This is a genomic window from Actinomadura roseirufa (assembly GCF_900659635.1).
Lineage (GTDB): Bacteria > Actinomycetota > Actinomycetes > Streptosporangiales > Streptosporangiaceae > Spirillospora > Spirillospora roseirufa.
The window spans coordinates 1-12,136 of sequence record NZ_CAACVB010000037.1; the positions used below are offsets into that span (position 1 = coordinate 1).

Genomic DNA, 12,136 nt, shown 5'->3' on the forward strand with positions numbered 1-12,136 from the left:
CCTGGCGGACCTGCCGGGCGGCCTCCCGGCGGGCCTCCTTGAGCGTGGCGGCGGCCTCGCGGCGCAGCGCCTTGGCCTCGGCGCCGCCGCGGATGCGCGTCTCACGCGCCTGCCGCCGCAGCTCGGCCAGCCGCGGCTGACGGCGCGGCTCCCCGGCCACCATGAGCAGCGCGCCGAACAGTCCCGCGTTCTTGAGCAGGTGGGAGCGCTCGTTCGCGCGGCGCTCCGGGTCGTCCTCGGTCCAGTACCGGTGCTCGGTCGCCAGCGCGGGCACCAGCTGCGCGGCGAGCAGCAGCGTCGTCAGCCGCCGCAGCCGCCCGGTGAGCAGCAGCGCGCCGGTACCGAGACTGAGGGCGCCCTCGATGCGGACGAGCGTCTCGGGGTCCTTCGGCAGCCACTCGACGCGGTCGGCCAGCGGCTTGACTCCCGGGCCGACCCGCTCGGCGCGCTCGCTCGGATCGCGGAGCGAATCCAGCCCGATCATGATGTAGGGGGCCGCCACGAAGGGGCGGGCCAGGGTGGTGATGGGTCGCATGACCGGCTACATGCCCACCGCGCCGCGCCTCAAGCGGGCAGGATGGGAACCATGTGCGGTCGATATGCCACCACCCGGGCGCGTCAGGAACTGCTGGACGAGTTCCAGGTGCAGACGGACGCCGTCGAGGCCGATCTCGAGCCCGACTACAACGTCGCACCCACCAAACAGGTCCCCGCCGTGCTCACGCGGCGCCCGAAGGACGCCCCGGAGGAGGAGGCCGCCGTCCGGCAGCTCCGGACGCTGAGATGGGGCCTCGTGCCGTCCTGGGCGAAGGACCTGTCGATCGGCTCCCGCATGATCAACGCGCGGGTGGAGACGGTGCACGAGAAGCCGTCCTACCGCCGGGCCTTCGCCAAGCGCCGGTGCCTGCTGCCGGCCGACGGCTACTTCGAGTGGTACACCCTCCAGTCCTCCGGCGATTCCCCCGGCGGGGACGCCGCCGACCCGGCCGGGCCCCGCAAGAAGAGCGGGAAGCCGCAGAAGCAGCCGTTCTTCATCCGCCCGAAGGACGAGGCGCTCATGGCGATCGCCGGGCTGTACGAACTGTGGAAGTCCGCCGAGGACGAGTGGGTGTGGACCTGCACGGTGATCACCACCGAGGCGCCCGACGACCTCGGCCGCATCCACGACCGGATGCCCATGGTCGTCGAACCGGACCGCTGGGACGCCTGGCTCGACCCCGCGCTCACCGACACCGACCTCGTGCGGGGCCTGCTGGTTCCCGCGATGGCCGGGACGATGGACGCCTATCCCGTCTCAAAGGCCGTCAACAACGTGAAAAACAACGGGCCTCAGCTCATAGAACCCGCGGCGAACGGGGATAGTCCGGGGGACCATTCCGACGCCTTGTTCTGACCGCCTCCGCGGCGGCCGGACGCACGCCCCCCCATGCCCGGGGTTCACCGGGAGGAGTTCGGAGCACCGTGGACACCGCCGCCGCCCGTGCCCGCCTCGAGACCATGCTGGACGATCTGGACCGCTCCATCGCGATCCTCCGGGGCGAGCGCCCCGGCCGCGACGACTCGGCCGCCGACGCCGGCTCGGGTCTCACCGACAGCGACCGCGTGGAGGCGGCGCTGGACTCGCTGGAGCGGCACCGCCGCGCCGTCGCCGCCGCCCTGGACCGGGTCTCGGCGGGTACGTACGGGCGCTGCCTCGGCTGCGGAAGGCCCGTCCCGGAAGGGCGCCTCGAAGCCCGCCCCTTCGCCGCCCGCTGCCTGACCTGCCAGGCGGCGCACGACCGCGCCGCCCGCTGATCCCGCGCGGCGGGGCCGGGCGCCCGTGCGGCGAGGGCCGGCGGGTCAGGGGGAGACCCGGCGGGCGCTGGCCAGCAGGTGCATGCCCAGCGACTCGTCGCCGGGCACGGCGTTGAGCTCGGTGCGCACCAGCCGGGCCAGCGCGTCGGGCGAGTCGGCGAGGACGTGCTCGACGGTCGAGGGCGACAGCGCCGTCCGCGGCCTGATCCACTCGACCTCCAGGCCCACGTCGGTGAGCAGCTCGCGGAGCTGCTCGGCCCAGAAGCAGCGGGTGATCGTGCCGTCCGGCCAGGGCACCAGCACGACCTCGGCGCTCGGCACGTCCGACAGGTGCGCCCAGTAGTTCTGCTCGGCCAGCAGCGCCAGGCCGAGGGTCAGCGAGTCCACGCAGAGCAGGACCCGGCCGCCGGGCCGCAGCACCCGGGCGATCTCGCCGACCGTCGACTCGGTCGCCAGGTGACGGGAGAGCACCCGGTCGTCGGCGACGACCGCGTCCACGCACGCGTCGCCGAGGAAGGGCAGCGCCGACGAGTCGCCGACCACGGGGATCGTCTCCCGCGCGCCCCGCTCCCGCCTCCCGGCGTCCCCCATCCGCTCGCCCGCGGCCCGCCCGTTCCCGGTACCCCCTTGCCCCGCGCCCCCTTGTCCCGCGTCGCCGTCCCCGCCCCCGTTCTCTGCGCCCTGCCTCTCCGTGCTCTGCCTCTCCGTGCCCGGCCTCTCCGTGCCCGGCCTCTCCGTGCCCGGCCTCTCCGTGCTCTGCCTCTCCGTGCTCCCGTTCTCCAGGCCCCCGCCCACCGGGCGTCCCTTCGCGGACTTGCCGTCCCCGAGGCGGCCGGGGGCCCGGCGCTCCAGCATCGGGTCGCGGACCTCGATCACCGTGTGGCCGGCCGCGGCCGTCCGCCGGGCGCTGCGGCCGCCGCCGCCCGAGATGTCCAGCACACGCGACGGCCGCCGCGGCAGCCACCGCGCGAGCTGGGCGTCGGCCACGGCCCAGTAGAACGTCCAATAGCGCGCCAATGTGTCCCCGGCCCCCTCGGCGGGGGCATCGCGCAGGCTGGCGATGGTGGGCTCGGGAGGTCGCGCCGGCACCGGTAGCAACGGTTTGCTCCTGTTCTCGCCATGTATGTGACTTCCTTCCCCGCCAGGCCCCGGTCATCACCCTGCGTACAGGCCGTGGGGAGGTGATCCCGTGCTGGAGGGAACGTGCCGGAACCTTTCCCGCACGACCCTCCCCGTCGGGGAATCGGCGGGCGCGTCCCGGCGTTGCACCGTCTCACAGCCAAGTACAGCGGAGGTGCAGGCCGATGACCACAGCCGTTGCCGATCACCGGCGGGACGCCGGGGCGGCGGCGTCCCCCGGCGACGTGCGGGGCCCTGCCCGCGTGAGCGGGCCGCGCGGACCGATATCGTCTGTGGGGTACGACGCCGCCGGCGTCGCCACAGCCAAGGGGGTGGGTCAGGTACCGGGCACCGCGGAGACCGTGGAGCAGCGCCAGGAGCGCTTCCAGCGCGACGTGCTCCCGTTCTTGGACCAGCTGTACTCGGCCGCGCTGCGCATGACGCGCAATCCGGCGGACGCCGAAGATCTCGTGCAGGAGACCTTCGCGAAGGCGTTCGCGTCCTTCCACCAGTTCAAGGAAGGCACCAACCTCAAGGCGTGGCTCTACCGCATCCTGACCAACACGTTCATCAACTCCTACCGCAAACGGCAGCGGCAGCCCCAGCAGTCGGCCACGGAGGAGATCGAGGACTGGCAGCTCGCCCGCGCCGAGTCGCACACCTCCAGCGGCCTGAAGTCGGCCGAGGCCGAGGCGCTGGAGCATCTGCCCGACTCCGACGTGAAGAGGGCGCTGCAGGAGCTTCCGGAGGAGTTCCGCATCGCGGTGTATCTCGCGGACGTCGAGGGTTTCGCCTACAAGGAGATCGCCGAGATCATGGGCACGCCCATCGGCACGGTGATGTCGCGGCTGCACCGCGGCCGCCGGCAGCTTCGCGGCATGCTGGAGGACTACGCCCGTGACCGCGGTCTCACGCGCGCGAGCGGGGGTCCGGCATGAACCGGGCCCGTCTCCGCCGCGCCGAGCCAAGCGACCGGCCGTTCACCGCGCGCGCCCACGCGGTGACCGAGAAGGGTGAGTGAGCCATGAGCTGTGGCAACCACCATGAGACCCCGTGCGACGAGGTACTGGCGCGGGTCTACACCTACCTCGACGGCGAACTCGACCAGGGGGGCTGCGGCGAGGTGCGCGAGCACCTCGACGAATGCGGGCCCTGCCTGCGCGAGTACGGGCTCGAGGAGGCCGTCAAGAAGCTCGTCGGGAAGTGCTGCAGCCGCGAGCACGCGCCGGAGGACCTGCGCGGCAAGGTCCTCGGCCGCATCGAGGAGATCTGCGGCGAGATCAAGGCCAAGGGCGGCGCGGGCGCCGCGGGGAGATCCGAGCCGGTCTGACCGGCCGGCCGCTTCCAGCGGGAGCCGGGCTCCGCGCCGTTGGCGCCGCGGGTGAGGGGCACGGCCCGCCGGAGCCCGCCTCGATATCGTGCTGAGGTGCTCGCACTCGTCACCGGCGCGGCCGGTTTCATCGGATCCCATCTCGTCGACCGGCTCGTCGCCGACGGTCACGAGGTCGTCGGCGTGGACGACCTGTCCTCGGGCCGCAACGTCCGGCCCGGCGTCGAGCTGTGGCGGATGGACGTGGCCGACCCGGCGCTCGCCGGGCGCGCGGCCCGGCTGCGTCCCGAGGTCGTCTGCCATCTGGCGGCCCAGGTGAGCGTGCGGGCCAGCGTGCAGGACCCGCTGCACGACGCGCGCGTGAACGTCCTCGGCACCGCGAACGTGCTGGAGGCGGCGCGGGCGGCGGGCGCCCGCAAGGTCGTGTTCACCTCCAGCTGCGCGGTGTACGGGGTGCCCGACGCGCTGCCCGTCCCGCCGGACGCGGAGCTGCGGCCCGCCTCGCCCTACGCGGCGTCGAAGGTCGCCGGCGAGATGTACGCGCGGATGTACCGGGACCTGCACGGCGTCGACTTCACCACGCTGACGCTCGCCAACGTCTACGGGCCGAGGCAGACCCCCGAGGGCGAGGCCGGCGTCATCGCGATCTTCACCGACGCGCTGCTGGCCGGGCGGCCGACACGGGTGTTCGGGGACGGCCGGCAGACCCGCGACTACGTCCACGTGCGGGACGTGGTGGACGCGTTCGCCCGCGCCGCCGGCGACGCGGGCGGCGGGCGGCGGTTCAACGTGGGCACCGGGCTGCAGACCACCGACCGGGACCTGCACACGCTCGTCGCGGCGGCGGCGGGCGCGCCGGACGAGCCGGAGGCCGCCCCGCCGCGGCTCGGCGACCTCCCCGCGATGGCGGTCGACCCGGAACCGACCCGCGCGGGGCTCGGCTGGGCGCCCGCCGTGCCGCTCGGCGAAGGACTCGCCGACACGGTCGCCTGGGCCCGGGAACGGAACGCCGCCGCGGCCCGTTGAAAACGCGCGGCGAGCCTTTTGCGTTCCGATTCTGACAACTTTAGTGACTCGGCCGGCGATGCACGTGCATTGCTTCCGTGCATCGCGAGTGTGCGCTTACTCAGCGTGCCTTTAACGGCGGGAATTGATCACGCGAGGTGACGATCGGTTCACGCTTTGCTCACGATTCCCCGCACGCCTGTGTGACCAGGGCCGCGCGCGTTACCCTTGTGCGGAAATCAGCGACGGGAGCAAGTGCAGGCCCCGGAAATCGGGGTATGTGCTCGCCCGGGAGGTCGGGGCCGCACCGGTCCCGGCGGCCGGCCATGCGGCCGGCGGCCCGGTCACGCGGGGGGAGGTCAAGGAGCCATGCTCGAGCGTGAGACGCCGGCCGTGACCGACCGGCGCGCCTACGCCTCGGCGTCGTCGTCGCTGATGATGGCCAAGGGCGTGTCCTGGGTCTAGTGCCGCGAGGCACGACCGATCCCGGCGGCGGCCCGCTCATTCGTCTCTCCCGAGGGGGCGGCAATGCGTGGACTACCTCCTGCTGCCTGGGCGTACGTCTGCGGTGTGGTGGCCGTCGCGGCCGGCCTCATCGCCACGTCGTCCTTCGCGGAGCTGGACTGGACCAAGCTGGTCGTGCTGGCCCTGCTCTTTCTCGTCTGTGACTCGGCGCCGGCCCGGCTCAACGTCGAGCGCGCGCGGGTCTCGCTCAGCTTCGCCGCGAGCCTGGCCTCGGTGGTGCTGCTCGGGCCGCCCGGCGCCGCGCTGCTCGGCATCTGCGCCGTCGTCACCGGGCAGCGCTTCTTCGCCCCGGTCAAGCGGATCTTCAACGGCGCGCAGCTCGCGCTGAGCGGCTTCATCGCCGGAACCGTCTTCGACCTGCTCGGCGGCCGTGAGTTCAAGCCCGAGCAGGCGCGCTGGGTGGAGGACGTCACCGGCCCGTTCCTCGGCGCCCTCGTCACCTTCGTGGTGGTGAACCTGACCCTGATGGCGGGCGTGCTGCTGCTGAGCCGGCAGGCGACGCCCCGCGAGCTGCTGCACGAGAGCGGCCAGCTCGCCTTCGGCTGCCTCGGGTACGGCATGGTCGGGCTGCTGATCGCGGGGCTGTGGCCGCGCGTCGGGCCGTTCGCGGCCGTGCTGGTGCTGCTGCCGCTGTTCATCGCCCGGTGGGCGCTGGAGCAGGCGCACGCCCAGCAGCAGGCGCACGCCGCCACCCTCGCCGCGCTGTGCCAGGCCGTCGAGACCAAGGACTTCTATACCCGCGGGCACTCCGAGCGGGTCTCCCGCGGCTCGGTGATGATCGCCCAGGAGATCGGGATGCGCGCCGACCGGGTCGAGGCGATCCGGTACGCCGGGATGCTCCACGACGTCGGCAAGCTCGGCGTCCCCACCAAGGTGCTGCAGAAGAACGGGCCGATGACCGAGGAGGAGTTCGCCGCGATCCAGCTGCACCCGATGCGCGGGCTGGAGATCGTCCGTGAGATCGGCTTCCTGGACGAGGCGCTCGCCGGGATCATGCACCACCACGAGAAGATGAACGGCCGCGGCTACCCGATGGGCCTGGCCGGCGACGAGATCCCCGAGTTCGCCCGCGTCATCTCCGTCGCGGACGCGTTCGACTCGATGACCTCCACCCGCTCCTACCGGCCGGCCCGCAGCATCGAGGAGGCCGTGCGGGAGCTGCGCCGCGGCATGGGCGACCACTTCGACCCGGCGATGGTCGAGGCGTTCCTGTGCGCGCTCGAACGCGACGGCTGGGAGCCGCCCGACCCGGTGGTGCTGCCCGACGACGACGTCGTCGAGACCACCCAGCAGGACCACGACGACCCGAGCGCGCCCCTCAAGGTCGCCGGCGACGAAGTACGGCGGTGACCGGTCCCCCCATGAGCGGAACCGAGATGGGGGCCCGGGACCGGGCCGCCTGGCAGACCCTCGACTCCGGCCAGCTGCTGCTGATCGCCACCGCCGGGCTCTTCGTCGTCGTCGCCGTCACCCAGGTCGCCGCGGCGGGCCTGCGGCAGTCCGACGTCGCGATCATCTTCGGCGTGCTGATCGCGCTCGGCGAGCTGTTCCGGATGGTGATGCCCGGCAACCGGGAGGTCGCGCCCATCGCCAGCGCCGGCGCGATGGGCTACGCCCTGCTCGTCGGGCTCGGCCCCGAGGGGGCGCCGCCCGGCGCGCCGCTCGGCGTCGTGGCCGCCGAGCACTCCTCGCTGCAGGTCGTCGCGGTGACCGCGGCCGGGATGCTCGTCGGCTCGCTGCCGCACATCGCGGTCGGCCGGTCGCCGCGGCTCGACGCGATGGCCCGGCGGCTGTTCACCGTCGCGATCGTCGCGCTGTGCTTTCGCCCGGTGACCTCGCTGCACCTGGCGTGGCAGCTGCTGCTCGCCGTGATGGGCCTGGTCGTGGTCGCGTCCTGCTTCACCGACGTGCTGATCGCCGCGCTGATCCGCGCGGAGGCCGTCCGGGCCCGGTTCGGCATCGCGCTGCGCGACGAGATCGAGGCGAAGCTGGCGCTGTGCGCGGCCACCAGCGCCACCGCCATGCTGATCGCGGTCGCGACCACCGCGATGGGCGAGGCCGCACTGCTGATCTTCACGGTACCGATCCTGGTGACCCAGTTCGCGTTCCGCCGCTACGCCGGGATCCGCGCCACCTACCTGCAGACCGTCCGGGCGCTGTCGCGCGTCACCGAGGTCGGCGGGTACGTCGAGACCGGGCACTCGCGGCGGGTGTCCCGGCTGGCGGTGGCGATGGGCCGCGAGCTCGGCATGTCCGAGGAGGAACTGCTCGAACTGGAGTACGCGGCGCTCATGCACGACATCGGGCAGCTGTCGCTGCGCGACCCGATCCCCGGCGGCGCGACCGTGCTGGCCTCGCCGACCGAGCAGCGCCGCATCGCCGAGCTCGGCGCCGAGGTCATCAAGCAGACCGGGGTGCTGGACCGCGTCGCGCACATCGTCCGGCTGTCCTCGCACCCGTACCGGACGGGACGCGAGACCGCCGCCGGCGCGGGCGAGCCCGGCGCCGCCGAGCAGGCCGTCCCGCCGCCGCTGGCCGGCCGTATCATCAAGGTCGCCAACGCCTACGACGACCTCGTCGGCGACTCGGCCGACCGCGACCGGGGCGCGGCCGTCCTGGAACGGCTCCGGCTGGACTCCGCCGCCGAGTACGACCCGACCGTCGTCGAGGCCCTCGGCCGCGTCGTCGACCGCCGCCCCCGCCCGTGAGTTCACCCGGACGGGGGTTGTTGGGGACGCGAGGCCGCCGCGCCCACTAGTCTCGGCCGGGGCGGAGACGACGCAAATGATAGGGAGGCCCGCGGGTGTTCGAGTCGGTGCTCGTGGCGGACCGCGGCGAGATCGCCAGCCGGATCGTCCACACCGTGCGCGCGATGGGGGTCAAGGCCATCGCGGTGTACTCCGAGGCCGACGCCGGCCTGCCCTTCGTCGCCGAGGCGGACGAGTCCCTCCTGATCGGTCCCGCCGATCCCGCGCGCAGCTACCTCGACGCGGCCGCCGTGCTGGAGGCCGCCCGCCGGACGAACGCGCGGGCCGTCCACCCGGGCCACGGGTTCCTCGCCGGGAACGCCGCGTTCGCCGGCGAGGTCGCGGGGCGGGACCTGGCGTGGATCGGTCCGCCGGCGCTGACGATCGCCCGGACCGCAGACAAGATCAACGCGCGGAACCTGATGAAGGAGGCGGGCGTCCCGGTCGCGCCGGGCGTGTGGGAGCCCGTCCCGGACGTCCGGACCGCGCTGGAGGAGGCCGAGCGCATCGGCTACCCCGTCATGGTGAAGCCCGCCGCGGGCGGCGGCGGCGCGGGCCTGGCCGCCGCGCACGACGGGGACGGGCTGTGCCGCGCCTACGCGCTGGCCCGGGACGTCGCCGAGCGGCTGCCCGGCGGCGCCGAGGTGCTGCTGGAGCGCTACATCGCGGGAGCCCGGCACGTCGAGGTGCAGATCCTCGGCCTGGACGGCGGCGCCGTGGTCGCGCTCGGCGAGCGGGAGTGCTCCGTCCAGCGCCGGCACCAGAAGATCGTCGAGGAGACGCCGTCGCCGGGCGTCGGCCCGGCGCTGCGCGAGCGGATGCTCGCCGCGGCGGTCCGGGCGGGCGAGGCGGTCGGCCACCGGGGCGCCGGCACCGTCGAGTTCCTGGTCGACCCGCTCACGGGGGAGTTCTACTTCGTGGAGCTGAACACCCGGCTGGCGGCGGGGCACGCCGTCACCGAGCTGGTGACGGGCGTCGACCTCGTCGAGCAGCAGCTCCGGATCGCCGCCGGGGAGCCGGTGTCCGCCACGGCCACGGCCCCGCGCGGGCACGCGATCGGGCTCCGCGTCCTCGCCGAGGACCCGCGGCGCTTCCTGCCCGGCCCCGGCGAGATCACGGTGTGGGAGGAGCCGGTCGGCGAGGGCATTCGCATCGACGCGGGCTACGCCGAGGGCAACGCGGTCACCTCCTACTACGGTCCGCCGCTCGCCACCCTCTGCGTCCTCGGCGACGACCGCGGCCACGCCCTGCGGCGCGCCAGGGCCGCCGTGGCCGCGTTCCGCATCGAGGGCCCCGCGACGAACCTGCCCTTCCTCGCAGAGCTGCTCGACCACCCCGAGTTCGCGAAGGGCGCCTACGACACCGCCTTGGTGGCGCGCATGCGCCCCCACTAGGACGGGCCCGCGGCCTCAGGGCCGGAACGAGTACGCGTATGTGATCAGGTCCACGCCGGGGACGGGGGACCAGTCGTGGCCGGGGGTGCGGACGAAGCCCATGCGCTCGTACAGGCGGTGGGCGTCCTCCATGTTGCGCTGGGTCGACAGGCGCAGCCCGCGCAGGCCCGCCGCGCGGGCACGGTCGAGGCACGCCTCGACCATGGCGCGGCCGGCGCCCCGGCCGCGCGCCTTCTCCAGGACGGCCAGCATGCGGAACTCCGCCTCGTCCGGTCCGGCCAGTTCGGCGTAGGGGGTTCCGGGCGGGCAGTAGGCGACGGCGCCGGCCAGGTCGCCGTCGAGCTCGGCGGCCAGCAGCACGGATCTCGCCGCGCGGTCCTCGGCGTCCAGGAGCGTGCTCACGTAGGGCGACTCGGGCGAGACCAGGCCCCCGTGGACGTAGACCTCGACGGTCAGCTCACCGATCCGCCGGTACTCGTCCGGGCGGGCGTCCCGGACGACCACGGGTTCTGACACGGGTGCGGCTCCCTGGTCCACGGCGCGGCGAGGGACCGCGCCGTGGACCAGATTATCCGGGTTCGGGTTATCCCAGGTCGTCGCAGGCGGTTTCGCCCGGAAGCAGGGGACGCAGCCGGACGGTGTAGGTCTTGCCCTGGCTGCGCCACGTGGTGTCCGGGCTCGTGGCGGGGATCCTGCCGGAGGCCGCGAGCGTGCAGACGCCGCCGGGGACGGGCCGTCCCCGCCCGAGCGGCGCGAGGGGCCAGGCCCGGGGCGTGCCCCCGGTGCCCTCGGACGCCAGGACCGCCACCCTGGCGGGCGCGTACGGCCTGCCCGGGGCGGCCAGGTCGGCGGCCGGCCAGGCGCGCGGGTCCAGCCGCTCGCGGAAGCGCACCGCGGGGTCGGCCCGCGCCTCCGCCTGGACGATCTTCGTGTGCGCGCCGCCCATGGTGAACTCCAGCGCGAACGCGTCCGCGACCCGTCCGGGTGCCGTGGTGCGGGAACGGTCGAGCCCGGCGGCGCGGGCCTCGTCCAGGAGACGCCGCAGCGCCCCGGGTTTCAGGCGGTACTCGGTCATCTTCCCGTCGGACGCCGTCACCGCGCGTCCCGACGAGTACAGGGAGAAGTCGGGGAGCGAGCCGGGGCCGCCCTTGCCGACGAGACCGCCGGTCTCGCGCCAGCGCAGGACGAGTCTCTCCCCGGCGGGGGAGTCCTTGGCGGGGGACGCGCTCGGCGGGGCCGCCGGGGACGGCGGCGTGGAAGCGCGGGGTGCGGGGAGCGAATGCGGGGGCTTGGCGGAGCCGGAACCCCCGTCGCATGCGGTCAGGGCGCCCGCGCAGGCGAGCGCCAGCACCCAGCTGGAACGTGCGTACGGACCGGCCATGCGGGTTGGACGCGCGAGAGCCCCCGCCGGTTCCGTTACAAAAAGCCAGGCCGAAGACTGTGGGGTCCGGAGCCCGGCGGCGGCGCCCGCGCGCGCTAGTGTGCGGCTCGTGAGCGTGCTCGTGATTTCCGGGACCTGTACCGGCGTCGGCAAGACCGTCGTCACCGCGGCGCTGGCCGCGGTGGCCGCCGCGCGCGGCGCGTCGGTGGCCGTGGTCAAACCCGGCCAGACCGGCGTGGAACCCGCCGAGCCCGGAGACCTGGACGAGGTCGCCCGGCTCGCCGGGATCACCGACCTGCACGAGTTCGCGCGCTTCCCCGACCCGCTGTCGCCCGCGGCGGCGGCCCGCCGGGCGGGGGTGCCGCCGGTCCGGCTGCCGGACGTGGCCAAGCGCGTCCAGGAGCTGTCGGCCGGGCGCCGGCTGGTGCTGGTGGAGGGCGCGGGCGGGCTGCTCGTCCGCTACGACGAGGAGGGCACCACGATCGCCGACCTGGCGCGCTGGCTCGGCGCCGCCGTGGTGGTGGTGGCCCGGCCCGACCTCGGCACGCTCAACCACACCGCGCTCACCCTGGAGGCGATGGCGCACCGGGGCGTCCAGCTCGCCGGGGTCGTGATCGGGGAGTGGCCGGACGAGCCGGACCTCGCCATGCGCAGCAACATCCGGGACCTGGAGACCATCGCCGCCCGCCCGCTGGCGGGGGCGCTGCCCGCGGGCGCCGGGGCGCTCGGAGCGGCGGAGTTCCTCGTCGCCGCGCACCGCGGGCTCGCCCCGTCGTTCGGCGGCTCCTTCGACCCCGCGGTCTTCCGCGCCGTCCAGGGGCTGGAGGACGACGACCTGTGA

13 protein-coding genes are annotated in these 12,136 nt (G+C 74.3%); 9 read left to right on the forward strand and 4 right to left on the reverse strand.

What is annotated here, in order from left to right; all coding sequences use genetic code 11:
- The coding region (locus E1291_RS11130; RefSeq protein ID WP_131737677.1) for a DoxX family membrane protein at positions 1–535 on the reverse strand (535 nt) is incomplete at its 3' end.
- A gap of 51 nt (positions 536–586) precedes the next feature.
- Between E1291_RS11130 and E1291_RS11135 the strand changes: the two genes are divergently transcribed.
- Together E1291_RS11135 and E1291_RS11140 are read left to right on the forward strand one after the other, a co-directional pair.
- Positions 587–1,393 (forward strand): SOS response-associated peptidase, encoded by an 807-nt coding sequence (locus tag E1291_RS11135; protein WP_165495067.1) that lies wholly within the window; start codon positions 587–589, stop codon positions 1,391–1,393.
- 68 nt (positions 1,394–1,461) lie between these two features.
- The gene (locus tag E1291_RS11140) at positions 1,462–1,794 is read left to right on the forward strand and encodes a TraR/DksA family transcriptional regulator (RefSeq protein ID WP_207400677.1); all 333 of its coding nucleotides are present in this window, start codon (positions 1,462–1,464) and stop codon (positions 1,792–1,794) included.
- 45 nt (positions 1,795–1,839) lie between these two features.
- On the opposite strand, the gene E1291_RS11145 is transcribed toward E1291_RS11140, so the two are convergent.
- Positions 1,840–2,883 carry a methyltransferase domain-containing protein gene (locus E1291_RS11145; protein ID WP_242614073.1) on the reverse strand — a complete coding sequence of 348 codons (1,044 nt, stop codon included), beginning with the start codon at positions 2,881–2,883 and terminating at the stop codon, positions 1,840–1,842.
- A gap of 362 nt (positions 2,884–3,245) precedes the next feature.
- On the opposite strand from E1291_RS11145, the gene E1291_RS11155 reads away from it, so the two are divergent.
- From E1291_RS11155 to E1291_RS11180, 6 genes are all read left to right on the forward strand, one after another.
- Positions 3,246–3,851 (forward strand): sigma-70 family RNA polymerase sigma factor, encoded by a 606-nt coding sequence (locus E1291_RS11155; RefSeq protein WP_207400683.1) that lies wholly within the window; start codon positions 3,246–3,248, stop codon positions 3,849–3,851.
- 86 nt (positions 3,852–3,937) lie between these two features.
- Positions 3,938–4,243, forward strand: a complete 306-nt coding sequence (rsrA, locus tag E1291_RS11160; RefSeq protein ID WP_131737679.1) for a mycothiol system anti-sigma-R factor — start codon at positions 3,938–3,940, stop codon at positions 4,241–4,243.
- A 96-nt stretch (positions 4,244–4,339) separates the two neighbouring features.
- A complete protein-coding gene (locus E1291_RS11165; RefSeq protein ID WP_131737680.1) occupies positions 4,340–5,269 on the forward strand; it encodes an NAD-dependent epimerase/dehydratase family protein in 930 nt (309 codons plus the stop codon).
- Positions 5,270–5,776: 507 nt separating this feature from the next.
- Positions 5,777–7,123: an HD-GYP domain-containing protein gene (locus tag E1291_RS11170; RefSeq protein ID WP_131737681.1), complete on the forward strand. Its 1,347-nt coding sequence runs from the start codon at positions 5,777–5,779 to the stop codon at positions 7,121–7,123.
- Between the two features lie 11 nt (positions 7,124–7,134).
- Positions 7,135–8,481, forward strand: coding sequence for an HD-GYP domain-containing protein (locus E1291_RS11175; protein ID WP_131737682.1), 1,347 nt, complete (start codon positions 7,135–7,137; stop codon positions 8,479–8,481).
- A gap of 95 nt (positions 8,482–8,576) precedes the next feature.
- Positions 8,577–9,914: an ATP-binding protein gene (locus E1291_RS11180; protein ID WP_131737683.1), complete on the forward strand. Its 1,338-nt coding sequence runs from the start codon at positions 8,577–8,579 to the stop codon at positions 9,912–9,914.
- 15 nt (positions 9,915–9,929) lie between these two features.
- Here E1291_RS11180 and E1291_RS11185 read toward each other — a convergent pair whose 3' ends face one another.
- Together E1291_RS11185 and E1291_RS11190 are read right to left on the reverse strand one after the other, a co-directional pair.
- Positions 9,930–10,430 carry a GNAT family N-acetyltransferase gene (locus E1291_RS11185; protein WP_131737684.1) on the reverse strand — a complete coding sequence of 167 codons (501 nt, stop codon included), beginning with the start codon at positions 10,428–10,430 and terminating at the stop codon, positions 9,930–9,932.
- A gap of 67 nt (positions 10,431–10,497) precedes the next feature.
- On the reverse strand, positions 10,498–11,295 hold the full coding sequence (locus tag E1291_RS11190; RefSeq protein ID WP_131737685.1) for a hypothetical protein: 798 nt from the start codon (positions 11,293–11,295) through the stop codon (positions 10,498–10,500).
- A 109-nt stretch (positions 11,296–11,404) separates the two neighbouring features.
- On the opposite strand from E1291_RS11190, the gene bioD reads away from it, so the two are divergent.
- A complete protein-coding gene (bioD, locus tag E1291_RS11195) occupies positions 11,405–12,136 on the forward strand; it encodes a dethiobiotin synthase (protein ID WP_165495068.1) in 732 nt (243 codons plus the stop codon).

What these genes read in the sequence shown, in the direction of transcription:
- E1291_RS11135 (WP_165495067.1), top strand. Translation starts at nt 587, where the DNA reads ATGTGCGGTCGATATGCCACCACCCGGGCGCGTCAGGAACTGCTGGAC.
- rsrA (WP_131737679.1), top strand. Translation starts at nt 3,938, where the DNA reads ATGAGCTGTGGCAACCACCATGAGACCCCGTGCGACGAGGTACTGGCG.
- E1291_RS11170 (WP_131737681.1), top strand. Translation starts at nt 5,777, where the DNA reads ATGCGTGGACTACCTCCTGCTGCCTGGGCGTACGTCTGCGGTGTGGTG.
- E1291_RS11175 (WP_131737682.1), top strand. Translation starts at nt 7,135, where the DNA reads ATGAGCGGAACCGAGATGGGGGCCCGGGACCGGGCCGCCTGGCAGACC.
- E1291_RS11190 (WP_131737685.1), bottom strand. Translation starts at nt 11,295, where the DNA reads ATGGCCGGTCCGTACGCACGTTCCAGCTGGGTGCTGGCGCTCGCCTGC.